This is a genomic window from Marinobacter halodurans (genome assembly GCF_004327985.1).
GTDB lineage: Bacteria > Pseudomonadota > Gammaproteobacteria > Pseudomonadales > Oleiphilaceae > Marinobacter_A > Marinobacter_A halodurans.
The window spans coordinates 46,830-70,749 of sequence record NZ_SJDL01000023.1; the positions used below are offsets into that span (position 1 = coordinate 46,830).

The 23,920-nt window shown below is 60.0% G+C and carries 23 protein-coding genes; 9 read left to right on the top strand and 14 right to left on the bottom strand.

The genetic code is table 11. The annotated features are described in order from the left end of the window. Positions 1-35 precede the first annotated feature (35 nt). Both EZI54_RS14480 and EZI54_RS14485 read left to right on the top strand, forming a co-directional pair. The gene (locus EZI54_RS14480; protein WP_131482600.1) at positions 36-776 is read left to right on the top strand and encodes a TRAP transporter small permease; all 741 of its coding nucleotides are present in this window, start codon (positions 36-38) and stop codon (positions 774-776) included. Positions 777-819: 43 nt separating this feature from the next. Further along, positions 820-2,100 carry a TRAP transporter large permease gene (locus tag EZI54_RS14485; RefSeq protein ID WP_131482635.1) on the top strand — a complete coding sequence of 427 codons (1,281 nt, stop codon included), beginning with the start codon at positions 820-822 and terminating at the stop codon, positions 2,098-2,100. Between the two features lie 75 nt (positions 2,101-2,175). Here EZI54_RS14485 and EZI54_RS14490 read toward each other — a convergent pair whose 3' ends face one another. Then, positions 2,176-2,556 (bottom strand): DUF4168 domain-containing protein, encoded by a 381-nt coding sequence (locus tag EZI54_RS14490; RefSeq protein WP_131482601.1) that lies wholly within the window; start codon positions 2,554-2,556, stop codon positions 2,176-2,178. A gap of 274 nt (positions 2,557-2,830) precedes the next feature. On the opposite strand from EZI54_RS14490, the gene EZI54_RS14495 reads away from it, so the two are divergent. Continuing rightward, positions 2,831-3,733: a DMT family transporter gene (locus EZI54_RS14495; RefSeq protein ID WP_131482602.1), complete on the top strand. Its 903-nt coding sequence runs from the start codon at positions 2,831-2,833 to the stop codon at positions 3,731-3,733. Then, the gene (locus EZI54_RS14500; protein ID WP_131482603.1) at positions 3,730-4,008 is read left to right on the top strand and encodes a GIY-YIG nuclease family protein; all 279 of its coding nucleotides are present in this window, start codon (positions 3,730-3,732) and stop codon (positions 4,006-4,008) included. Before EZI54_RS14495 ends, EZI54_RS14500 begins: the two co-directional genes overlap by 4 nt. On the opposite strand, the gene EZI54_RS14505 is transcribed toward EZI54_RS14500, so the two are convergent. Together EZI54_RS14505 and EZI54_RS14510 are read right to left on the bottom strand one after the other, a co-directional pair. After that, positions 4,009-4,776, bottom strand: coding sequence for an SDR family oxidoreductase (locus EZI54_RS14505; RefSeq protein ID WP_207389225.1), 768 nt, complete (start codon positions 4,774-4,776; stop codon positions 4,009-4,011). Further along, positions 4,776-5,675, bottom strand: coding sequence for an alpha/beta hydrolase (locus tag EZI54_RS14510; protein ID WP_131482605.1), 900 nt, complete (start codon positions 5,673-5,675; stop codon positions 4,776-4,778). Before EZI54_RS14510 ends, EZI54_RS14505 begins: the two co-directional genes overlap by 1 nt. Before the next feature lie 301 nt (positions 5,676-5,976). Between EZI54_RS14510 and EZI54_RS14515 the strand changes: the two genes are divergently transcribed. Then, positions 5,977-7,011, top strand: coding sequence for an alpha/beta hydrolase (locus EZI54_RS14515; protein ID WP_131482606.1), 1,035 nt, complete (start codon positions 5,977-5,979; stop codon positions 7,009-7,011). 24 nt (positions 7,012-7,035) lie between these two features. Next, positions 7,036-7,695 carry a YiaD family glycine zipper/OmpA-like lipoprotein gene (locus tag EZI54_RS14520; RefSeq protein WP_131482607.1) on the top strand — a complete coding sequence of 220 codons (660 nt, stop codon included), beginning with the start codon at positions 7,036-7,038 and terminating at the stop codon, positions 7,693-7,695. 218 nt (positions 7,696-7,913) lie between these two features. Here EZI54_RS14520 and EZI54_RS14525 read toward each other — a convergent pair whose 3' ends face one another. Together EZI54_RS14525 and serA are read right to left on the bottom strand one after the other, a co-directional pair. Then, the gene (locus EZI54_RS14525; protein WP_131482608.1) at positions 7,914-8,198 is read right to left on the bottom strand and encodes a sll1863 family stress response protein; all 285 of its coding nucleotides are present in this window, start codon (positions 8,196-8,198) and stop codon (positions 7,914-7,916) included. A gap of 213 nt (positions 8,199-8,411) precedes the next feature. Then, positions 8,412-9,641 carry a phosphoglycerate dehydrogenase gene (gene serA / locus EZI54_RS14530; protein ID WP_131482609.1) on the bottom strand — a complete coding sequence of 410 codons (1,230 nt, stop codon included), beginning with the start codon at positions 9,639-9,641 and terminating at the stop codon, positions 8,412-8,414. A 222-nt stretch (positions 9,642-9,863) separates the two neighbouring features. Here serA and EZI54_RS14535 point away from each other — a divergent pair, with 222 nt between their 5' ends. Next, positions 9,864-11,258, top strand: coding sequence for an FAD-binding oxidoreductase (locus EZI54_RS14535; RefSeq protein ID WP_131482610.1), 1,395 nt, complete (start codon positions 9,864-9,866; stop codon positions 11,256-11,258). A gap of 154 nt (positions 11,259-11,412) precedes the next feature. Beyond that, positions 11,413-12,090 (top strand): SIR2 family NAD-dependent protein deacylase, encoded by a 678-nt coding sequence (locus tag EZI54_RS14540; protein ID WP_131482611.1) that lies wholly within the window; start codon positions 11,413-11,415, stop codon positions 12,088-12,090. A 130-nt stretch (positions 12,091-12,220) separates the two neighbouring features. Here the strand turns inward: EZI54_RS14540 and EZI54_RS14545 are convergent, their stop codons facing one another. The 4 genes from EZI54_RS14545 to EZI54_RS14560 all read right to left on the bottom strand — a co-directional run bounded on the left by EZI54_RS14545 (position 12,221) and on the right by EZI54_RS14560 (position 18,383). Beyond that, positions 12,221-13,660: a carbon starvation CstA family protein gene (locus tag EZI54_RS14545; protein WP_131482612.1), complete on the bottom strand. Its 1,440-nt coding sequence runs from the start codon at positions 13,658-13,660 to the stop codon at positions 12,221-12,223. A gap of 111 nt (positions 13,661-13,771) precedes the next feature. Further along, entirely contained in the window at positions 13,772-14,464 is a 693-nt protein-coding gene (locus EZI54_RS14550) for a response regulator (RefSeq protein ID WP_131482613.1), read from the bottom strand. Next, positions 14,461-16,113: a sensor histidine kinase gene (locus EZI54_RS14555; protein ID WP_242674474.1), complete on the bottom strand. Its 1,653-nt coding sequence runs from the start codon at positions 16,111-16,113 to the stop codon at positions 14,461-14,463. Before EZI54_RS14555 ends, EZI54_RS14550 begins: the two co-directional genes overlap by 4 nt. Positions 16,114-16,346: 233 nt before the next feature. After that, positions 16,347-18,383: an NADH:flavin oxidoreductase gene (locus EZI54_RS14560; protein ID WP_131482615.1), complete on the bottom strand. Its 2,037-nt coding sequence runs from the start codon at positions 18,381-18,383 to the stop codon at positions 16,347-16,349. A 188-nt stretch (positions 18,384-18,571) separates the two neighbouring features. On the opposite strand from EZI54_RS14560, the gene EZI54_RS14565 reads away from it, so the two are divergent. Next, complete coding sequence (locus EZI54_RS14565; RefSeq protein ID WP_131482616.1) at positions 18,572-19,204, top strand: TetR/AcrR family transcriptional regulator; 633 nt, start codon at positions 18,572-18,574, stop codon at positions 19,202-19,204. Between the two features lie 100 nt (positions 19,205-19,304). Here EZI54_RS14565 and EZI54_RS14570 read toward each other — a convergent pair whose 3' ends face one another. The 5 genes from EZI54_RS14570 to EZI54_RS14590 form a co-directional block, all read right to left on the bottom strand. After that, entirely contained in the window at positions 19,305-20,231 is a 927-nt protein-coding gene (locus EZI54_RS14570) for a pyridoxal-phosphate dependent enzyme (RefSeq protein WP_131482617.1), read from the bottom strand. A gap of 62 nt (positions 20,232-20,293) precedes the next feature. Then, complete coding sequence (locus tag EZI54_RS14575; protein ID WP_207389223.1) at positions 20,294-20,785, bottom strand: aspartate carbamoyltransferase; 492 nt, start codon at positions 20,783-20,785, stop codon at positions 20,294-20,296. Between the two features lie 184 nt (positions 20,786-20,969). Continuing rightward, positions 20,970-21,896, bottom strand: coding sequence for a tetratricopeptide repeat protein (locus tag EZI54_RS14580; RefSeq protein WP_131482618.1), 927 nt, complete (start codon positions 21,894-21,896; stop codon positions 20,970-20,972). Between the two features lie 65 nt (positions 21,897-21,961). After that, positions 21,962-22,921 carry a type II secretion system F family protein gene (locus tag EZI54_RS14585; RefSeq protein WP_131482619.1) on the bottom strand — a complete coding sequence of 320 codons (960 nt, stop codon included), beginning with the start codon at positions 22,919-22,921 and terminating at the stop codon, positions 21,962-21,964. A gap of 12 nt (positions 22,922-22,933) precedes the next feature. Beyond that, on the bottom strand, positions 22,934-23,917 hold the full coding sequence (locus EZI54_RS14590; RefSeq protein ID WP_131482620.1) for a type II secretion system F family protein: 984 nt from the start codon (positions 23,915-23,917) through the stop codon (positions 22,934-22,936). Between the last annotated feature and the right edge of the window lie 3 nt (positions 23,918-23,920).

Below are 23,920 nucleotides of genomic sequence, written 5' to 3' on the forward strand. Positions count from 1 at the left end.
GCCCACGATAACACACTATCAAATAGACATATTTCTTGAAGTCTGCCATCTATTACAACGTATACTGTATTTACCGGAAAAGAAAATGGAGCGAAACCATGGCAGAATCCAGGGGCGCGTCCGATGGCCCAGAACAAGGGAAGGGGAAGAAAAAAGGGCCCTTTCAAATGATCGATACCGGTCTCAACGTTATTGAGCAGGGTATCCTCATTGTCGGTATTCTAGTGATGGCGATTGCCGCCATCGTTGGTGTATTTGCCCGGAATCTGGGGCACAGCCTCTCATTCGTTGATGAGCTGGCGCAGTTGCTGGTGGTGATCGTCACGTTTGTCGGTGTCGGTCACGGGGTGCGCAACGCGCGCCATATCAGGGTCTCGGCCCTGCATGACCTGCTGCCGCCGCTGGGGCAGAAAATCCTGCTCACGTTCGTGAGTTTTTTTTCCTGCGCGTTGCTGGCCCTGCTGGCCGTCTATTCCATCGACTACATCCAGAACCTGCATAAATCGGGGCGGGTGATGCCATCGATGCAGTTTCCCCTCTGGATTCCTTACCTGATTGTCCCCATCGGTCTGTTTGTTGGATCGGTTCAGTTCTTCCTGGCGGGTGTGCGCAACCTGATCAGCGACGGCGCGTGGCTGTCGTGGCATCACCGGGATGAATATGAAGAGGAGCTGGCAGTCGAAGGTGGCCTGTCGAAGGAAGAGCAGGATTACTACGAGCAACAGGTGGCTGAGGCCGAGAAGAAACAGGCAGGCGGGGAGAAAACCGATGGATAATGTGATGGCTGCCCTGGGCCTGGCCGGCATGTCGACACCTTCCATGGCCATCGTCGTGGCCGTGGTCATGATCGTGCTACTGCTGCTGGGCTTCCCCATGATGGTGCCGCTGCTGGTAGGGGCCATGGTGCTGCTGTTTTCCCAGTTCCCGTTTCTTGAGGGCTCGGTCATTATCCAGCAGATGATCGGGGGGATTTCACAGTCGGTGCTGGTCGCGGTGCCCATGTTCATATTGGCGGCCGATATCATGATCAAGGGGCACACCGCCGACCGACTGCTGGATCTGGTGCAGAAATTTGTCGGGCACTTGCGTGGCGGTTTGCCCATGACCACCGCCATGTCCTGCACCCTGTTCGGTGCGGTTTCCGGTTCCACCCAGGCCACCGTGGTGGCGATGGGGCAGCCGCTGCGTCCCAAGCTGATAGAGGCGGGCTATTCGGACAAGTTCGCCATCGCGCTGATCATCAACGCCAGCGACATCGCACTGCTGATTCCGCCATCGATCGGCATGATCATCTACGGTGTCGTGTCCGGGACGTCGGTTGGCGACCTGTTTATCGCCGGCATCGGCCCGGGGCTGATGATCCTGGCGCTCTTTTCCATCTACTGCTATTACCGCTCGGTCCGCCTGAAGATCCCGGTGATGCCCAAGGCGAGCTGGTCGGAGCGTATGACCGCCCTGAAGAAAGCCGCATTGCCCATGGGCTTCCCGGTCATCATCATTGGCGGCATCTACTCCGGGATGTTCAGTCCCACCGAGGCGGCGGCCATGTCCGTGGCCTATGCCCTGCTGCTGGAGATGGTGATCTTCCGGCAGGTGAAGATCAGCGACCTGCCGTCGGTGGCGTTGTCCACCGGCCTGATCACAGCCGTGGTGTTTATCCTGGTGGCCGCCGGCACGGCGTTCTCCTGGGTGATCTCCTTTGCCAAGATTCCGAACCTGCTGCTGGGTGACGTGGTGGCCAATGCCTCCGACAGTCCCTACTTTATTCTGGCGCTGATCTCGATCTCCTATTTTGTCGGCTGTATGTTCGTGGATCCCATCGTGGTGATCCTGATCCTGACGCCGATCTTCGCGCCGGCGGTTTCCGCCGCGGGTATCGATCCGGTGCTGGTGGGCACGCTGGTGACGCTGCAGGCGGCCATCGGCTCCGCCACCCCACCGTTCGGCTGCGACATCTTTACCGCCGTGGCGATCTTCAGGCGACCCTACCTGGATGTGATCCGGGGGACGCCGCCGTTTATCGTGCTGCTGCTGTTGTCGACGGTGCTGCTGATCGTGTTCCCGCAGATCGCCCTGTTCCTGCCCGGCCTGATGAAGTAGGGCGGATCGGGCACCCACAAAAAACCCCGCTCGCTGTGGCGGGGTTTTTTGTGCCTGATGCAAAAGAAGGGCGGATTACATCAGCGCTTCGACACGGTGCCGGAGCTTCGGCTCGCTGTTGTAGGCGGTCGCGATGGCGTTGTAAGTCGGGATATCCAGGCCCTTGTCCTGGATGGCAGCGACCATCTTGTCGTTGGCTTCGATCTGCAGTTTACGGGCCTTGTCCTTGTCCTGTTCCTTCTTGATCTGGGGGATGTACTCCTCCCGGATGGACGAAATGTCCTTCTGGACCTTGATGAACTTCTTCAGCTCCTGGTCGGAGTAGTTGGTTTTCTGTGTCCCTGTCGCGGCTGGATTCTGGTAGTCCTGGTCCTGAGTCTGCGGATCTGCTGCCAGGGCCGGGCCGGAAGCGAGCAGGGCCATGGATACGGCAACGGAAGTCATGAGGGTTTTCATAGATATCTCCTTCTGGAGGGTGAAGGGCGACGGCCGGCCCACGCCATTGACCGGCCGGTCCGCCCGGGTCCCGGATGGCACAGAGAACCGCGTCGCGACATCCCATCCAGGTCGAACTGTCGTCACCTTGCCACGAGCCGAAACGGGATCAAATTAAGATTTACACATGGTTTGTCCACGCTTCCTACAGGTTGCCCGAACGGTGGCGTCGGGCCTGGCTCTCCGCTATCCTGCGGCCTCTGGCAAGCATCCTGAACCCGTTCCCCGGAGTCCCATGAAGAACCAGAAGCATGCCCTGATGTTCGGCGGCGCGACCGTTTTGCTGTGGTCGACGGTGGCGACGGCGTTCAAGCTGTCACTACGTGAGATGACGCCGGTCCAGTTGATGCTGATTGCCTGCAGTACCTCCGTGGTGGTGCTTGCCGTGATCCTGGTGCAGCAGGGGAAAATGGGCGAGCTGTTCCGCCTGAACCGGAAGCAGTACCTGGCTTCGCTGGTGTTCGGGCTGATGAACCCGGTGCTGTACTACCTGGTGCTGTTCGGTGCCTTCGCCCGCCTGCCGGCACAGGAAGCCCAGCCGCTGAACTACACCTGGGCACTGACCCTGACCTACCTGTCCGTGCCCCTGTTGGGCCAGCGTCTCGGCCGCTCCGATTTCCTGGCGGGGCTGATGTGCTACGGCGGCGTGGTGGTCATTGCGACGCGGGGGGATATCCTCGGTCTCAAGTTCTCCGATCCGCTGGGGGTCATCCTGGCGCTGGCCAGCACCGTGATCTGGGCCTTCTACTGGATTGCCAATACCCGCGACACGCGGGATCCGCTGGTGGGGCTGTTCCTCAACTTCCTGTTGGGCCTGCCGTTCATTGTCGCTATCTGTCTGGCGACCGGCGATTTGCCCGATGCCTCTGCCACCGCGATATGGGCCTCCTTCTATATTGGTGTGTTCGAGATGGGCATCGCCTTCGTATTGTGGATGTTTGCCATGAAGCGGGCAGAGAATACCTCCCAGGTCAGTAACCTGATCTTTATCTCGCCGTTCCTGTCTCTCGTCTTCATCCACTTCATCCTGGGTGAGACCATCTTCAACTCGACATACGTCGGCCTGGTGCTGATTGTGGCCGGCCTCTGGTACCAGCAGCGTGGCCGCAAGGTATCACCGGAGGCGACCGCCGCATGAGCACCTGGCATCTCTACCTGGTCCGGACCCGGAGCGGAGCGCTGTATACCGGGATCACCACCGATGTGGAGCGGCGCTTCTCGGAACACCAGGCCGACGGCCCCAGAGCGGCACGGAGCCTGCGCGGCAAGGGCCCGCTGACACTGGCGTTTGCCGCGGCCGTGGGAGACCGCACCCGGGCGGCCCGGCTTGAGTATGCGTTAAAGCAGTGGCCGCGTCAGCGCAAGGAAGCGCTGGTGTCCGGACAACTGCGTTTGCAGGATGTCGAGGCCTGATCAGCGCTTGCTGATCAGGCCGATCAACTGGCGGGTAAAGGCATTGGGCAGCCACTTGCTGCCGAATACTAGGGATTTGAACTGCAGACTGACCGGGTTGTGCACCTCGTTGCCCTGATGGGCCTTCCATACGGCCTCGGCGATGTCCTCCGGTTCCAGGTTGACGCCCAGACGGTCGATGATCGGGGCGCGGAAGGTCTGCTCCGTGAGCATTTTCGTTTTCACGAACGGCGGCATCATGTCCTGCACGGTAATGTCGTGTTCCTTCCACTCGTTGTTGAGTGCCTCGGTCAGGCCCCGTACTGCAAACTTGGAGGCGGAATAGCTGGCGAAGTAGGGCGTGCCGTAGAGTGCCGAAGCCGAACTCATGTTGATCACCCGGGCCCCCGGCGTCGTTTTCAGCAGGGGGAAGGCCTGCTGGGTCACGTCCATCAGGGCAATCACGTTGATTTCCATGATCCGGCGATGCTCTTCGGCGGGAATCGTCTCGAACTCGCCGATGCGCAGGATGCCGGCACAGTTGAACAGCAGGTCGAGCTGACCGCCGGCAAACTCGCCAAATGCCTGGAGGGCGTCACGGACCGCGGCCCGGTCGGTGACGTCCAGGCCCCGGTGCCAGTGCTGGCCGCCGAGTTCCTCGTTCAGGGCCACAACGGCGGCTTCGTCAATGTCGATCAGTCCCAGGCGCCAGCCTTTCCGGGCAAAGCGGCGGGCCGTGGCGGCTCCGATGCCGGCTCCGGCCCCGGTGATCAGTAGGATCTTTTGCATCATTGCTCCCTCTCGCGTGTGCGGAGAAACCGCGCAATCTGCTCGATGGCCCGGTTGGCGGCCTCCAGCGGCCCGGCGTGGATCTGGAACACGTGCCACAGTCTGTCGAATTCCTGCAGCGTCACATCCACCCCGGCTTCACGGGCCCGGGCGGCCAGACGCCGGGCGTCGTTCAGCAGGATCTCCTGGCTGCCCACCTGGATCAGCATCGGCGGCAGGCCCGACAGGTCCGCGTTGACGGGAGAAATGCGGGGATCGTCCAGGGGCAGGTCGCCCCGGTAGTCCTCCGCTGCGGCCTTGATCCAGCCCAGTTGCAGGACCGGTTCCACGTCCGGTGTATGCACCTCCCCATGGGTCAGGTCGACCCAGGGTGAGAGCATCACCAGGGCGCCGGGCAGGGGCAGTTTGTCCTGCTTCAGTCTGACCGCCAACGCCAGCGTCAGGCCTCCGCCTGCCGAATCCCCGGCGATGCTGATCCGCCCCGGCGTATAACCCTGGCTCAGCAGGTGGCGGTACAGGGTGAGGGCGTCCTCGAGGGCGGCCGGGTAAACGTGCTCCGGTGCCAGCCGGTAGTCCGGCACATAGAGGGTGGCGCCTGTTGCCTTGGCCAGGTGACCGGTCAGGCCCCTATGCGTGTCCGGTGAGCCGATGGTGAAAGCTCCGCCATGCAGGTAGAGCATGGCGCTCTCGCCCTCATCCGGACCGCAGGTGACGATATTGTAGGGGACCCCGTCGATGATGGACGGTTCGAAGCGGACACCCTTCGGCGGTGGCGACAGTCGATAGGCCTGACGGATCAGGCTTCGCAACGCCGAGACCGGCATACGTGGTGTCAGGAAGGGTTTGACCAGGGTCTGCAGGCTGAACCGCAGACTGGCCTGCAACGCCGATTGCAGCATCGCGATCTCCGTTTGTTGTTATGGGCATGTCCAGCGCTCAGGGTACGGGAAGCCGGGCCATGTCTGATAGGTTGTTTTATAGGATTATGCATCCGCCCACCAGATGATTTGGCCGGTTTTGGACGCACGCGTCTTATTTCAGCCAATCCGGCCCGGATGGGCACTGACCGGGTGGCGTGATGTGCTAATGTAGACCTCTCCGCCCCCGGTGACCGGCCCAGATGCCGGGATCGAGATGACAGAGACGTAATACCGGGTCACAGGCCCAGTACGTAGAATATGCAACCAACGGCGAACCACTGTGTATTGGAAGACAGATAACCTGGACATGCCGGAGTGGGAACGGGCGAGTCTGATCGCTCAACTGCCGGCCTTTGATGTCAGCAAGCAGAAGGGCGGCAGCCAGGACGGGCTCCGGCAGGAAGTGGCCGCTTACTGTCGCTTCTATGGTCTGGACCTGTGGGTTGAGCACCCGAATGTGGAATACACGTTGGGCAACCTTCAGGCGGGCAAGCATCGGGTCGCGATCCATTTTTACCGGATTCCGGAAGCCCGCGGCACTGTCTTCATCCTGCACGGGTATTTCGACCATGTCGGCCTTTACAGCCAGTTGATCGACCGCTGCCTGAGCGCCGGCTTCAACGTGCTGGCCTACGATCAGCCCGGGCATGGTCTGTCCAGCGGTACACCCGCATCCATCGGCAGTTTTGCCGAATACCAGCAGGTATTGATGGATGTGCTGGCGGTGGTGCGTCATCGCGTGGACGGTCCCTGGTTCGCGGTGGGGCAGAGCACCGGTGGTGGCGTCCTGATCGATTACCTGCTGCATAATGTACCGCAGGGAACGGCGGAGTTTCGCCACGTGGTGCTGCTGGCACCGCTGGTGCGCCCCAATGGCTGGATCGGGGCCAAGATACTGCACAGTCTGGTGAAGCCATTTATGACCAGCTGGCGGCGCATGTTTTCGGAGAACAGCGGCAATTCCCGTTTTCTCCGGTTCCTGCGGGAGCATGATCCATTGCAGGCGCGCGCCGTCCATGTGAACTGGGTAACGGCCCTGCGCCGGTGGGTGCCCTCGATCGAGGCGGCAGCGCCGGTGCATTATGCCGTCACGGTGATCCAGGGCGAGAAAGACCTGACTGTCGACTGGCAGCACAACCTGAGGATCATCAGGAACAAGTTTTCATCGGTCAACGAACGCCGGCTGCCCAATGGCCGTCATCACCTCGTCAACGAGGCGACGGACCTGCAGGCAACCGTGTTCAATGTGACCATTAACGCCTTCATTGAAGGATGTAGTGACCTGGCCGAGCCCCAGCGTGCGGCTGGCGCCTGATAGATGTAGAAGAAGGAGCAGTGGATGAAAAAAACAATCATGGCCTTGTCCGTAGCGGTCGTTACGCTGAACGGGTGTATGACATACGATCCCTATACCGGTGAGGAGAAAGTCTCCAATGCCACCAAGGGGAGCGTGATCGGTGCCGTCACCGGTGCGGCCATTGGGGCGGCGACCTCCAGCAAGAGTGACCGGGGCAAGGGCGCCCTCATCGGGGCTGCCGCCGGCGGCGCGGCCGGTGGTGGTATCGGCTACTACATGGACCGCCAGGAAGCGGACCTGCGCCACAAACTGGAAGGCACCGGCGTCCGGGTTCAGCGTAACGGCAACCAGATCCAGCTGATCATGCCGGGCAACATCACTTTCGACGTGAATCAGTCCTCGATCCGCTCCTCATTCACCGATGTGCTGGAATCCGTGGCCCTGGTGCTGAATGAGTACGAACAGACCGTCATCCAGATCGATGGCTATACCGACAGCACCGGTTCCAGTTCCTACAACCAGTTGCTGAGCGAGCGCCGGGCCTCGTCCGTGCGCGATTTCCTGCTTAACCAGGGCATCGCGTCCAGACGGACCCGGGCCACCGGTCACGGCGAGAACAACCCGATTGCCTCCAACAGCACCGAATCCGGCCGGGCCCAGAACCGCCGGGTTGAACTGACCCTGGTGCCGATGCAGGGTTAATCACTCCGCCGGGTACAAACAAGCGGAGGCCTCCTGGAGGTCTCCGCTTTCTTATGCTGAAAGATCCGTGATGGTTTTCGGTTTACTCGAGCCTGTAGCAGATGCTTCAGCTTCTGAGGCGCCGAAGGGGCCTTCTTTTCCCTTCGACGAAACCCGGCAGCCCGACGGGCTGCTCCGAAGCTAAAGCGTCGGCTACATTAGCGGGCGATGCCTTCGCGTTAGTTGGTATTACTCGGCAACCACTCCTCAACCCGCTTCTTCAGATCGCTGAGGTGATCCTCACCGGCTTCGCGCAGTTCGCCCATTTTCTGCCGGGCGCTTTCCACGTTGTCTTCGAGTTCCTGGATGCGCTTGGCGAAATCATCCTGGATCTGTGCTTCGGCCTCTTCATCCTTGGCTTTGGCCATCTTCTCGTCGGCCTCGGCGCGCAGGCTGTCGATCTGCTTGCTCCAGTATTCGGTCTGGGTTTCCAGTTTCGTCATGAGCGAGTCTTTCAAAGACATGGTCTTCTCCTTGTGACTGCGAAATTTGAGACGATTTACCCCAATACACCTCTAAACCTTAGGTCGATTCGATGACGAAACAAGGTCAGAACGGGCCGGTCGGGATTAATAATGTGAAAGAAAGTGTCTGCGCGTAAGTGACGGGGAACGGGAAGGCGGGCACAAAAAAGCCGGGCGTCGACCCGGCTTTCTTTATCCAGCGGTGCGCTGTCCTTAGAACAGCACGCGGCAGCGAATGGTGCCACGCACGGACTTGAGTTTCTCCAGCGCCAGTTCGCCGTACTCCTTGTCCACATCGATCACCACGTAGCCGATCTCGTCCTGCGTTTGCAGGTACTGGCCACAGATGTTGATGCCGTTGTCCGAGAACACGCGGTTGATTTCGGACATGACGCCCGGGATGTTCTCGTGGATGTGCAGCAGACGGTGCTGGTTCGGGTGCGACGGCAGCGCCACTTCCGGGAAGTTCACGGAGGACACGGTGGTGCCGTTGTCGCTGTACATCGCCAGCTTCTCGGCCACTTCGCGGCCGATGTTCTCCTGCGCCTCGATGGTGGAGCCACCGATGTGTGGGGTCAGGATCACGTTGTCGAATTCGCGCAGCGGGGAGACGAACTCCTCGTCGTTGGACTTCGGCTCGACCGGGAATACGTCGATGGCCGCACCCAGCAGCTTGCCGCTCCTCATGGTCTCGGCCAGCGCCTCGATGTCCACGACGGTACCGCGGGACGCATTCATCAGGATGCTGCCCGGCTTCATCTGGGCCAGTTGCTCGGCGCCGAACATGTACTTGGTGGCCGGGGTTTCCGGCACATGCAGGCTGACGACGTCAGCCATGTTCAGCAGCTCTTTCATCGAGTTGACCTGCTTGGCATTACCGATCGACAGCTTGGAGACCACGTCGTAGTAGTAGACCTCCATACCCAGGGCTTCCGCCAGGACGCTGAACTGGGTGCCGATGTTGCCGTAGCCGATGATGCCCAGCTTCTTGCCACGGATTTCGTAGCTGTTCTTGGCCGACTTGATCCAGTCGCCGCGGTGCGCCTTGGCGTTCTTCTCCGGAATGCCGCGCAGCAGCAGGATGGCCTGGGCCAGAACCAGTTCGGCCACGGAACGGGTGTTGGAGAAAGGTGCGTTGAAGACGGCCACACCACGCTGGGTCGCTGCCTTCAGGTTGACCTGGTTGGTCCCGATACAGAAGCAGCCCACGGCCATCAGCTTGCTGGCGGCCTCGAAGACCTCCTCTGTGAGCTGGGTGCGGGAGCGGATGCCGATGAAATGGGCATCGGCGATCTTTTCCTTCAGCTCCTCGTCGCCGAGGGAGTGCGTCAGGTACTCGATGTTGGTGTAACCCGCTTCATGCAAGGTATCCAGTGCAGACTGATGAACGCCTTCAAGCAGCAGGATCTTGATCTTGCTTTTGTCGAGGGACGTGTTTGCCATGGGCTTTACAGACCTTTCGTCGCGTGATGTAAAACGTGCGCCCGCCGGGCTTTTTGTCAGCAGGGGCGCCGAACAGGGCGGGTATGATACCATAAACGCCCGTTTTGACATTGTGTTCGGTGACGCCAGTCATCAGGCTGTGAAGCCGCTCGCGAAAGCGCTTCAACCTGGGTCGCCACCGTCCATTGCCCCCTGTAATCCGACAGTGCTACCGAGAGTGCCATGACGCCTGACCAGATTGTTGACGCCCTCAAATCCCTCGTTGACGACGGCAAGGTCCTGACCGATCCCGCCGACCTCGACATCTACGGCAAGGACTGGACCAAGATCTACGCGCCCAGGCCGGTGGCGATCGTGTTCCCCAAGACCACCGAGCAGGTGCAGGCCATCGTCCGCTTCGCCAACGAGAACCAGGTGGCGCTGGTGCCTTCCGGGGGCCGCACCGGCCTGAGCGCGGGCGCCGTGGCCGCCAACGGCGAGGTGGTCGTTGCGTTCGACTACATGAACCGGATCCTTGACTTCAACGCCAGCGACCGGACCGTGCATTGCCAGGCGGGCGTGATCACCGAACAGCTGCAGAACTTCGCCGAAGAGAACGACCTGTACTACCCGGTGGACTTTGCCTCCGCCGGCTCCAGCCAGCTGGGCGGCAACCTCTCCACCAACGCCGGCGGCATCAAGGTTATCCGTTACGGCATGAGCCGTGACTGGGTGGCGGGCCTGACCGTCGTCACCGGCAAGGGCGACATCCTGGAACTGAACAAGGACCTGGAAAAGAACAACACCGGCTATGACCTGCGCCACCTGTTCATCGGCGCCGAGGGTACCCTGGGTTTCATCACCGAAGCCACCATGAAGCTGACCCGCAAGCCGGACAACCTGACCGTGCTGGTGCTGGGCCTGAACGACCTGACCAACACCATGGACGTGCTGCAGACGTTCCAGAAGCAGATCGACCTGACCGCCTACGAATTCTTCTCGCACCAGGCCATGCAGCACGTATTGGCTCACGGCCAGGTGCAGGCCCCGTTCGAGACCGAAGCCCCGTACTACGCACTGCTGGAGTTTGAAGCCATTTCCGACCAGGTGATGGACGAAGCCATGGGCCTGTTCGAACAGTGCGTCGAAAACGGCTGGGTGCTGGATGGCGCCATCAGCCAGAGCGAGACCCAGGCCAAGAACCTGTGGATGCTGCGCGAGGGCATCTCCGAGTCCATCGCCCCGCGCACGCCCTACAAGAACGACATCTCCGTGATCGTTTCCAAGGTGCCCGGCTTCCTGCAGGAAATCGACGCCGTGGTCACCGAGCACTATCCGGACTTCGAGATCATCTGGTTCGGCCACATTGGCGACGGCAACCTGCACCTGAACATCCTCAAGCCCGAAGGCATGGCCAAGGAAGACTTCTTCGAGAAGTGCCAGCAGGTCAACAAGTGGGTGTTCGAGATCGTCCAGCGCTACAACGGCAGCGTCTCCGCCGAGCACGGCGTGGGCATGACCAAGAAGCCCTACCTGCAATACACCCGCAGCGAAGCGGAAATCGCCTACCTCAAGGGCATCAAGCAGGTGTTCGATCCCAACGGGATCATCAACCCCGGCAAGATCTTCGACCTGTAGGACCCCGGCGGTGGGTGGCCGGACACCATCCACCGCCACACTCCCGTAAGATGTGGGCTCGCCTCGAAAACCGCATCACAGCGCCCTCCCGCGACTCCACGATCAAGCCCCCAGATGCTAAAGTCCCCGGAAAACCACGCGTTCCGGAGACCTTATGAAGCAGCACATCGTCGTCCTCACCGGCGCTGGCATGAGCGCTGAAAGCGGTATTGCCACCTTTCGCGACAACGACGGCCTCTGGGAAAAACACAACGTCTACGATGTCGCTACGCCCGAAGCCTTCCAGCGCGATCCGGAGCTGGTCCTGAACTTCTACAACGACCGCCGTCGGCAACTGAAGGATGCCCGGCCCAACCCGGCCCATTACGCGCTGGCGGAGCTGGAAAAGGACTACCGCGTCACCATCGTCACCCAGAACATCGACGACCTGCACGAACGCGCCGGTTCCACCAGCGTTGTCCACCTCCACGGCCAACTGACCCAGGCCCGCAGCGTCCACGATGAGAATCGCCTTTACGATATCGGTTACAACGACATCCATATTGGCGACACCTGCGAACGCGGTGGCCAGCTTCGTCCCCATGTGGTCTGGTTCGGCGAAGCCGTCCCCATGATCGAGACCGCCGCCGAGGTGGTCAGCACCGCCGACCAGCTCCTGATCGTTGGCACCTCGCTCCAGGTCTACCCCGCTGCCGGGCTGGTTGGCTGTGTGGACTTCGACGTGCCCATCACCGTGATCGATCCGGGCGAGGCAAGCGTGTCCCGGGCGCGGGTGATCCGCAAGACGGCGAGTGAAGGGGTGTTGGAGTGGATGGCGTCGTTGCGGCATTAGGCCCCGGAAGCCACCGCAATGTGGTGGGACGTCCTGTCAGCGCCTGTGCGGGTATGGGATCCCGGATGGTTGGGTCTGGTGATTCAATGAGCGTCACCACCGGCCTTTCAGCCGGTGGTGACTGCCCGGCTCAAGCCTGCTCGGCAGCGATGGCCGGTGTATCCAGGTCGTCCTGCTCCCTGCGACCGCGCATCAGCAGCCAGACCAGCATCACCGAGGAGGATGCAAGGCCGATGGGGCCGGCCACACTCAGCGGCAAACCGAAGCCGATCTCGGCGGAAAACAGGTAGGCATTCACGACTCCGGTCATGAAGGTCGCAGGAACCGTGCAAACCCAGTGGAACTTGCCATGGCGCTTAAGCCAGGCCGCGGCGGCCCACAGCATGATGACCGCGGTCATCTGGTTGGCCCAGCCGAAGTAGCGCCAGATCACATTGAAGTCCATCAGGCTGATGGCAAAGCCGACCGCAAACAGTGGCAGGGCGATCATCAGACGTTTGGTGATGGGTTTCTGGTCGAACTTCAGGAAGTCGGACAGGATCAAGCGGGCTGCACGAAAAGACGTATCGCCAGAGGTAATGGGCAGGACGACCACCCCAAGAATGGCCAGGATGCCGCCAATCCCGCCCAGCAGTGAGGTGGCCACATCGTTGACCACGGCGGCGGGCCCCCCCTGGGCAAGGGTGGCGTTCAGGGCTTCGGGGCTGTCGTAGAAGGACATCCCCAGGGTTGCCCAGATCAGTGCAATCACGCCTTCGCCGATCATCGCACCGTAGAACACGAAGCGGCCATTGCTCTCGTTTTCCATGCAGCGTGCCATCAGCGGCGATTGCGTGGCATGGAAGCCGGACAGGGCGCCACAGGCAATGGTGATAAACAACAGCGGCCACAGCGGCAGATCCTGCGGGTGCAGGTTCTCAAGGGTGATGCCGGCGGCGTAGAACGACTTGTCGCTGACCGCCAGGCCAATCAGCAGGCCAACGGACATGAACACCAGCAGTGCGCCGAACAGCGGGTAGAGACGGCCGATGATCTTGTCGATGGGCACCAGGGTGGCGATCAGGTAGTAGCCGAAAATGACAGCCACCCAGACCGGTACCGATGTTCCGGACAGGTTGCCCAGCAGCTTGGCCGGCCCCAGGGTAAAGACGACCCCGACCAGTAACAGCAGCAACACCGCGAAACTGTTCATGAAATGTTTGGCGGCGGTACCCAGTTCGCGACCGACCACGGTCGGTACCGACGCACCACCGGCGCGCACCGACAGCATGCCGGAGAAGTAGTCGTGCACGGCACCGGCGAAGATGGAGCCGAAAACAATCCACAGCAGGGCGGTGGGGCCGTAGAGCGCCCCCAGGATCGGGCCGAAGATCGGCCCCAGGCCGGCGATGTTGAGCAACTGCACCAGATACACCTTCCGGGTGGACATGGGTACGTAGTCAACACCGTCGTTGTTGGTAAAGGCCGGTGTCTGGCGCTCCGGCCTGGTGCCGAAAATCCGCTCAATGATTTTTCCGTAGATGAAGTAGCCGCTGATCAGCAAAGCGACACCCAGTAAGAACCACTGCATGGCTTTCCCCTTATTGTCTTTGTTGGACTGGTTGGAGGGCAAAGCTTACGAAGGGGGTGGCCGGGAGGCTGCCGATTTTTGCCTGAGCGGTCGAATCGGGTTGTTGAGCGGTCAGAATGGCAGCAGGTATTTATCCCTGAGCTGCTTCAGGTAACGACGCGAGACCGGAATCAAAGCACCGTGACGGGTTTCGATTTCGGCCCCGCTCTCTTTCTGGGTGATCGCCCCGATGGCATCGGGGTTGACCAGGTACCGTCGGTGTGTGCGGATGAGTGGCAGGCGCGCTTCCAGCGTCTTCAGGGGCAGTTGGCAGTGGAGTTCCTCGCCACCGACCTGGACCTGGGTGCCGGTCAGGTCAACATAGGCGCAATCAATCTCGGCCGGCGAAACCAGCCGTACCTTGTTGCCCTGGTAGCAGGCCAGCTTCTCCAGGGGCGTTGCCTCGCCAATACCCAGTGCTTCAATCCGCTTCAGGGTGCGGGCCAGTCGATCCGGGTCAACGGGCTTGAGCAGGAAGTCCAGAGCGGCTTCGTCAAAGGCTTCCAGTGCGAACTGCTGGTGGGCGGTCACGAAGACCAGCAGTGGCCGCGGTTCGGACAGCAGGCTGCTGACATCGACCCCGGACAGCCCCGGCATGTCCCCGTCCAGGAAGACCACGTCGGGATGCAGCGATTTGACCTTGAGCAGGGCCTCCTTGCCGTTGCCCGCTTCCCCGACCACCTTGACACCACCGGCTTCGCCCAACAGCGCCGCCAGTTCTTCCCGTGCAAGGGGTTCATCGTCCACGATCAGGGCACGAATCATGACAGGGTACCTCTTGGCCAGGTCAGTTTAGCACGCGTGTATTGCCCCGGCTGGTGCTGGAGTTGGAGGCTGCAAGCGGCGCCCAGGGCGGCGAAACGCTCGCGGACCAGGGTCAGTCCCAGGCCGTCGGTCTGTTGCGGCGCCTGTGCCGCGCTATCCTCCACCTGTACGCAGATATTGTCGCCGTCCAGGTACGCGGAAAGCCGCACCCGGCCGCCGGCTTCGGCACGGCTGATGCCGTGCTTAATCGCGTTTTCCACCAGCGTCTGGATGGCCAGCGCCGGGACCTTCTCGTCCTCCACGTCTTCATCGAGTTCTTCGACGAAACTGAGGCGGTCGCCGAACCGGGCCTTCTCGATTGCCAGGTAGTGGCTGACATGGGCGAACTCCCGAGCCAGCGAAACGGTCACGCTGTTGCGCCCCAGGTTGCCGCGCAGGAACTCCGCCAGGTGGACAATCAGGCCGCGCGCCTCATGCGGTGCCCGGCGCAATACGGCGGCCACGGTATTCAGGCTGTTGAACAGGAAGTGGGGGTTCACTTTGGCTTCCAGCGCCCGCAGCTCGGCTTCTGCCAGCAGCGTCCGGCTGGCCTGCAACTGGCTGTGCAGGATCTGGTTGGACAGCACGCCGGCAATGCCGACGCCCAGACTGCGGTTGAGGTTGCGAAAGAGTTTGTGTTTGGGCTCGTACAGCTTGATGGTACCGATTACCTCCCGCTCGCCCTTCAGCGGCACCACCAGGGAAGACCCCAGCTCGCAGCCGGCGGCTATCGAGCACTGGTAGGGTGTGGTCAGGCCATCGGCGAACACCACCTTGTTGTCGCGAATGGCCTCCAGTGTAATGGTCGACGCAATGGGACATCCCACCTTGTGGTGATCGGCTCCCACGCCGGTAAAGCCCAGAATCCGGTCGCGATCGGTGATGGCCACCGCCGCAACCCCGGTCTCGTCCTTGACCACCTCGGCAATGGCCTGCGCCGAGTGGGCATTGAAGCCGTTGTCCAGCAGGCCGACGCAGCGACGGGCAATGCGCAACGCCCGCTGGGATAGGCGGGACGCCAGCTCATCGGCCTGGAACTTGGCGTCACGGATAAAGCCCATGAACAGCGCCGCTCCCAGGGAGTTGGCCACCATCATCGGCAGGGCAATGGCTTTGACCAGGGCCAGGGCCTGATCAAAGGGCTTGGCCACTACCAACAGGATGAGCATCTGGCTGGCTTCCGCGATCACCCCCAGCAGGAGTGCCTGCCAGGGATTGAAAATCCGCTCGGCCTGGCCGCGTCTCATCCAGAAGGCATGCACCATGCCTGCCAGAAAACCCTCCCAGGTGGTCGAAATGGCGCAGGCCAGATCGGTAAAACCGCCCAGGGAATAGCGATGCAGACCCCCGGACAGGCCGACGGCGGTGCCCACCAGGGGCCCGCCCAGCAGGCCGCCGAGGATGGCGCCGATGGCACGGGTATTGGCAATGGCGTCCAGGGTTTGCTGGCCGAAATAGGTGCCCAGGATGCAAAAGCCGGAAAAGATGGCATAGACCATCAACTTGTGGATCGGCCAGTTGGAGAGATTGGCCAGGGGGCGGAACAGCGGGGTCTTCGAGAACAGGTAGGCGATGAGCAGATAGACGCTCATCTGCTGAAGCAACGGCACTACCAGTCCTACATCAATTGATTCCATCTTTGCCCAACACGGATAGGATCGAAGATCCTGAATATACCAGATGAGCGTCAAAGGGGGCCTGTATCATGTCGACCGGACGGGAAATGCCGGCCCGGAAGCCGACATCGTGGCGCGGGGCATGGCGTGACCTGGCCCAAGCCTTCCAGGCGACATTTGATTCGCTGTAAGGGGCCTGCCGGAGTCACCGGTCAGGCCCTGCAGATTTACATATCCTTCAACAGACGCAGTGCATCGTAGATTGCAGCGTGGGTGTTACGGGTATGGACGGCGTCACCGATCCGGAAAAGCTGGAATTTTCCTTCGGGATTACGGACCACCGACTGCGGCTCACCCGATACCAACTGGTCATGGGATAGTTCACCACGATTGGATGAATGTGGCTTGAGATCGAAATACAGCCCATCGAGGGGGATGATGCCGTGGTTGACGACCACCTGGTCGACTACTCGCTTATCAGTAACCAGACCGTAGTCGCTGCCAATGCGGGCCTCGAGTTCGTGGCCCCGTTTCTCCACGGACTCAAGACGATAGGTTACTGTAAAGGTTGTATCCAGGGCCTGGAGCGTGCGCATGTACGGCACGAGGTTCATCGCCATGACTTCAGGAGCGAATGACCGGTCAGGGGTTATGATTTCAACGGCAGCACCTGTTTTGGCAATAATTTCTGCGGCCTGAAGGCCTGAGTGATCTCCGGCGTCGTCATAGATCAGGACATTTTTGCCGGGTTTGACATCACCAGAGATGATGTCCCAGGCGGAAATCACGTGCTCGTTGCCTTTTGTCAGGACTTCCGTGTCCGGAAGGCCGCCGGTCGCTATGATCACGACATCCGGGCTTTCCGCTTCAACGGTCCCGGCCTCAGCCCAGGTGTTGAATTCGAACCGAACGCCAAGGCGCTCACATTGAGCCATGCGCCAGTCGATGATCTGCATCATTTCCCTGCGCCGTTCACTTTGTGCCGTCAGGCGGATTTGCCCCCCTGGATTGCTTGCGGCTTCGAATACAACAACCTCATGTCCTCTTTCGCCGGCAACACGAGCAGCCTCCAGACCGCCAGGGCCGGAGCCGACGATGACGATCTTTTTGCGTACCCCGGCCTTCTCGATGGTATGCGGCATGCTCTCTTCGCGACCGGTCGCGGCATTATGGATGCAGAAGGCTGCGCCGCCCTGGTAGATCCGGTCGAGGCAATAGTTTGCGCCAACGCAGGGCCGAATCTCATCTTCACGTTTTTCGATGATTTTGCGGACAATGTGCGGATCCGTCATATGGGCACGGGTCATACCGACCAGGTCGACCTTGCCGGAATCAATCGCATAACGTGCTGTCGCCACATCCGGAATTTTCGCGGCATGGAATACCGGGAAGTCCGTTGCGGCCCTGATTTCGCCGGCAAAATCCAGATGGGGGCTATTGGCCATGCCCTGGATCGGAATGACGTCCGTGAGCCCGGGATCGGTATCGATATGGCCCCTGACGACGTTCAGGAAGTCAATCATGCCACTGTCTTTAAGGAGGCGGGACACCTCAAGGCCTTCCTCGTTATCGATGCCGCCGGGCAGGCATTCGTCACCGGTGTATCGTATACCGACGATAAAGTCCGGCCCGACACGCTTACGGATCTCACCAAGGACATCAAACGTGAAGCGCATGCGATTCTCCAGGGAACCGCCGTATGGCCCGTCAAGCTCATTGGTAAGGGGGGACCAGAACTGGTCCATCAGGTGGCCGTATGCCTGCAGCTCAATACCATCCATGCCACCTGCCTTCATACGTTCAGCCGCATCGGCGTAGTCACTGATGATGCGGGCAATATCCCAGTCTTCCAGTTGTTTGGGAAATGAACGGTGAGAGCGCTCCCGCTTGTGTGACGGTGAGACAACGGGCAGCCAGTTGTCTTTGTCCCAGCGGGTACGGCGTCCAAGGTGGGTAAGCTGGATCATTATGGCGGCGCCGTGCTCATGGACGGCGTCGGTCATGTCTTTCATCCAGGGGACGATTTCGTCCTTATAGACGAGCAAATTATTAAAAACAGGTGGACTGTCTCTCGAGACGGCTGCAGAACCGGCCGTCATCGTCATAGCGACACCGCCCCTGGCACGCTCGACATGGTATTCGCGATACCGCCCCTTGGGCATGCCATCTTCAGGGTAGGCAGGCTCGTGAGCCGTCATGATGATACGATTGCGCAGCTTCAGGTGCTTCAGCTGGTAAGGCTGTAGCAGTGGATCACTGGACATGATCGGACTCCTCTATGACTCGGCGAACCACCTGGTGAAAAGGGGGCGGCATGATCATGGGTTCGCGGTTCGATGCCTCGACCTCGATCAAATCAAGGAATGTACAGTGGTGTCAATCAAAATCGACGGTAATGTTTTTTAAATTGACATACCTGTACAGTTCAATGGCTAGCTGGAACAAGGCTGTTATGAAAAGAACGAGTACAAGCGAAAGCGGATGGCGTGGTTCACCGGATTTATGGGTCAGCGCCGCGCGGGATGTTTTTCTTGCGTCGGGTATTGAGAACGTAAAAATTGCGACGCTGTCGAAGCGCCTCAACCTGTCAAGAACCAGCTTCTACTGGTTTTTCAGTGATCGGGAAGAGCTGCTTGCAGCACTGATGAACACATGGAAAGACAAGAATACCGGAGGGATTGTCAGACAGTCTCAGGCATACGCCGATTCGTTGGCGGAAGCTACGTTGAATGTCTTTGATTGCTGGCTTGATGAAACGCTTTTTGATTCGAAGTTTGAATTCGCAATCAGGAGCTGGGCTCTTCAATCAGCAGAGATACAACAGGAGGTGCAGGCGGCGGATGCGCAAAGGCTGGAGGCTTTGACTTCCATGTTTGAACGCTTCGGATATGACAATAAAGCCGCTGATGTGCACGCAAGAACGGTATACCTGGTCCAGATTGGATATATATCCATGCAGGCCAAGGAGGATTTGGCCGTCCGAATGGAGAGGATTCCCGAGTACATAAAAACGTTCACAGGGACCTATCCAAAAAAGAACGAAATTGAGAGGTTCCATCACCGGCACGGCTATGTTCCGCAATGACCGAAGCCGGTCGTCTCTCTGCCTCGCGCCCTAACGCCTGCGGCAAGGGGGCGGCATCGAGTGTTATCGATGCGCGCCCACGATCCGGTTGATCTCCTGGTTATGGGGCGTGTTTGCTGCTCTTCCATTCCCTGATCTGGTCAATCGTGGACGTAGCTCCGCCACATACCACGACCAGGATATTGCTGAAACTTTCGAGTTCTGATGCATTCTCATAGGCCACTGCCAGGCTCGCTCCGCAGGCAGGCTCTACCAAGATGCGATGATCGGCAAGAAAACGCTCGCAGGCAGACAGCGCGCTTTGGTCTGATACCACGACACTGTGGATCCGGTGATTCTTCGACCATTGGAAGGCCTTCTCGCAAACACGCTTGGCACCAAGCGAGGTGGCGATGCTGGTAATCCGTTCCAGCTCGACGGTATGACCGGCCCTTACGGCTGCGTGAAATGATGCCGCCCCGGCCGTTTCCACGGCGAAAACGGGGATATCACTCCACCCGTTGCGATGAAGCCCTTCCACCACGCCTGAAAGCAGCCCGCCACCGCCGACGGAAAGTACCACAGCGTCGGGCTTCAGACCGGAGCGAAAGACTTCATCAACCAGCGTAGCGTGGCCCTGCCAAAGCAGCGGATCATCAAAGGGATGAAGAAACGCATCCGATGCACCAACCAACGATTGTGCAAAGGCGTTGGCTTCCTGCCAGGAGATGCCGTGCACGATGACCTCCGCGTTCTCCAACTGCAGGAGTTCCTTTGCCCTTTCGGTGGTCGTTTCCGGCACCACAACCGTAACCGGAACACCAAGCCGGCGACCAGCGTAGGCGACGGCCAAGCCGGCGTTGCCTCCGGATGACGAAACGAACCTACGGGCACCCTGAGCCAGGTAGGTTTCACAGGCATGGCCAATGCCCCGTATCTTGAATGAACCGGGTGGCTGCAGTGCATCGAGCTTAATCCAGACTGAGCGTCCTGTGATGACGCTCATTGCGCGGGATTCAATAAGCGGAGTCTCAATGTGTAGTTTCATAGGTACCTATAACGCCTAAGCTCAGTTGCCGGTCGGCTGAAGCGCCGTGTTGGGCCTATGCGTTACTCTGCCCTGGCATCGGCGCCGTGCTCGGAGAGCTGGGCGCCGAACCATCGATGTATGGCCGTCAGCAATCGCAGGCTGTTGGTTTTGAAGGTTATTTGTGCACCTTCAGGAAGCTCCGAGTAAGAAACCCCGATTTGCGAGGCACTTGCTTCGAGTTCCTTAAGCCCCGGCATGTCCGAACCATGCAGTTTAGCAGGATCTGAGTAGTCGCCACGTTGGAACCTCCCGGCCTCATGCTCCAGGTGATGCCGTATAAGCGCGACCTGATCGGCATCACGACGGTCTCTGACCAGGATTCGCTCGACACCCCCGGACTCCGTCATCCTGAAAATGTGGATCGTCTTTGACACGTCAAAGGGCATGACGCCGTGGGACATCCCATGAATGCGTTCTTGCGTCGTTTGGGCAAACGCCAACGAGCTGTTTAACAGCAAAAGCACGGTTACCACTTTCGCTATGCAGCAGAAATCAGATCGCGACACGCTCATGGATTTCCCCATCATCTCACAGGATCAATTTATCTTGCCCAACGAGACGGTAAAGAAACAAATTGACCCTCCATGCCACCGCTCTCGCTTTGAACGTGGAAGGGGGGACCGACATCATGTCGATCAACCCCTTCCTATCAGGTGTCAAAGGTGAAGGGGCCCGGAGCCCCGGCCAGGCCTGGACTCACGGATTGCGTTGGGCGAGCAGGCGCTGCACCTGGGCCAGGTTCTCGTGCGCGGTGACGTAGTAACTCGGTGAGGCCTCTGCCGCTTTGCTGAAGAATCGTTTCGCATCGTCCAGCTTTTCAGCATTCATGCAGATATATCCCATGATGTTATAGGCTTCCGCCGTTGGCACCACTTCCGTGAGTACTTCCAACGCTTCGTCGTAGCGCTCTTCGCGGGTATAGAGTTGTCCGAGGTTGAGCCAGGCCCTCTTGTGTCCGGGATCGGCATTCAACGCTGAAAGATACGATTGCTCTGCCTGGTCCCAGTGACCGGCCAGGTAATGGGAATAACCCAGGTTGTTCTGGAGCCGGGCGCTCAGCGGGGACAGCATGAGTGCCGCGTCGTAGTGTTTGACGGCCTCGTCAAAGTCCCCTCGCAGATCCGCGAGGATACCCAGCGCGTTGTGGGACTGGCCTCGCTTCGGGTCCAGTTCTATCGCCCGCTCGAGCAGGATCCGGGCGCGTTCGGGTTGGCGCATTTGCATCAGTACCAGGCCCATGCCCTCCAGGGCGCCGGCATGGTTGGGATCGTTTTTTGCGGCCATCTGGAAGGCCGTGAGCGCTTTGGTCAGTTCCTGTTTCCTGAGGTTGAGTACGCCTATCTTGTAGAAGCTTTCGGCGTTGTCCGGTTCCAGTTCAAGGGCACGGAGGTACTCGAAGATGGCCTGGTCCAGGTCGCCCCGGGCGGCTGCGGCATCACCGCGGGTGATGCCTTCGGCGGCTGAATCAAGTGGCATCAGCGTGGAGAAGGTCAGTTTGGACTTTCCACTGTAAAGATCCGAATAATCATGGTCCTTGGCTGTCGGCGTCGACGCGCAACCGGCCATGACGGCCAGCACCAGCCCGATGCAACTTGCCTTCACCATCCAATCGATATGTTTCATGGTACGACTCCTTAGTGCATCCAACGCTCACGGCCTGCCGCCGCGTGCGATGCTTCGGACTGATGTCAGCCCTTGAAATGGTCGAGAAGGCCGATCACGGCAGGACCGATGGCCACCACAAAAAACGCAGGAAACATGCATAGCACCAATGGGAAGATCAGTTTGGTCGATATCTTTCCGGCTTCCTCTTCGGCTTTTTGCATCCGCTTGTCACGGAATTCCTCGGAATAGATCCTGAGGGAATCCGCGATGCTGTTGCCGAACCGTAGGCTCTGGCTCAGCAGCGTGACGAGTCCGGCAATTTCATCGAGTCCGGTACGGTCGGCAAGATTGTGCAGCGCATCGGCACGATCAACCCCGGCCCGCATCTCGGCGTTAACCAGGGCAAACTCCTGTGCCAGTTCCGGATGTCCCACTGAGATCTCGTCCGCTACCCGCTGCAGTGCGGGTTTAAGGCCGAAGCCCGCTTCGGTGCACACGACCAGCAGATCGAGGGCATCGGGGAAACCGTTGTATAGCAGTCTCTTGCGGCGCTGGATCAGTTTGCCGAGTACGTAGTTCGGGGCTCCGACGCCGATAAGCACGGCCACAGCGCCGGCCTGGAGCGTCTGTGCGGAGGTGAGGGACGGTATCCAGTTAACGATCAGCAAGACCAGCAGCGGCAGCCCGATGATCAGGAGGGTCTTGATGGCGTAGAAGGTGGCGAGCGCGTTGTCACCCCTGAATCCGGCATGCATCAGACGCTCGCGGGTTCGGCCCCGTTCCCCTTCTTTCCTGGGCAGCACGAAGGGCGCCAACTTACCCGCAAGCATGACCACCGACCCTGGGTTGGAGGCTTCATCCTCCTGCCCTGAACCGACGACGGACTTCAGGCGGTTCCGCACGGGATTGAAGATGTTGGAAACGAGGAAGACCATGGCCAGTCCGACGCAAAAAACCGTGATCCCCATGAGGGCGACGAAGATCCAGCCGGCGGCCTGCTTGTCCTGTAGGGTTGAGTCCAGAAGTCCGATCAGATAATCCATGGCATCACTCCTTTAAACCCGGAGGTTGAGAATGCGTTTGATCCAGAAAATGCCAACCACGATCATGACGAGGGAAATCAGCACGATATCCCCGCCGCGTGGACTTTCGGTGAGCATCGGCATGTAATCGGGATTGATCAGGGAGATCATCACGAACAGGGCAAACGGCGTCAGGGTCAGTACCCAGGCCGAGATTCGACCTTCGGCGGATAGCGACCGCACCTTGCGCTGGAAGCGGAACCGTCCCCGGATGACGGCGGCGATTTTTTCCAGGATCTCCGCCAGGTTGCCGCCGGACTCGCGCTGCACCAGCAGCGCCGTGACCAGCGCCATGACGGTGACGCTGGGTACACGGTGCAGCAGGCCCATGAGCGCCGAGCGGACATCGCCACCGTAGTTGATCTCGTTGAAGGTGATGCCGAACTCCTCCCGGACCGGGCTCGGCATTTCGGTGGACACCAGCCTGATAGCGTCGATAAAGGGATGACCCGCCCGCAGCGCCCGGATGATGACATCGACAACATCCGGCAGTTGCTCCTCGATGCGGGCAATCCGGGCCGTGCGTTTTTTCCGGATATACAGGAAGGGCAGCATGAAGCCGACCGGCGCGCCGACCATGGGCGCCCAGGGCGACTTGGTCAGGCTCCAGGCGATACCGCCAACAATGGCGGAGAGTGTGAGGGCCAGCAGGAAGACCCGGTAGGCCGGGGTTTCAAGCCCGGCCTGGGCAACCAGGTTTCTCAGGGGCTCAAGGACGTTCAGTTGCTCGAGCCGCCTTTCCAGCGGATTGAGCTTGCGGGTGTAACGGTCCCGCAGGAGGGAAATGCGTTGCTGGGTCTCCGTGTCGGTGACCAGTGTTTTCATCCGTTGCTGCATTCGCTTTCGCGCACTGCGGCTTTCCCCGAAAACCGGAATCACCAACCCCTGTGAGAGCAGGAATACCGCGATAAACACCAGACCAACAAAGATCCAGAGATTGTCTCCCAGAATGTTCATGGC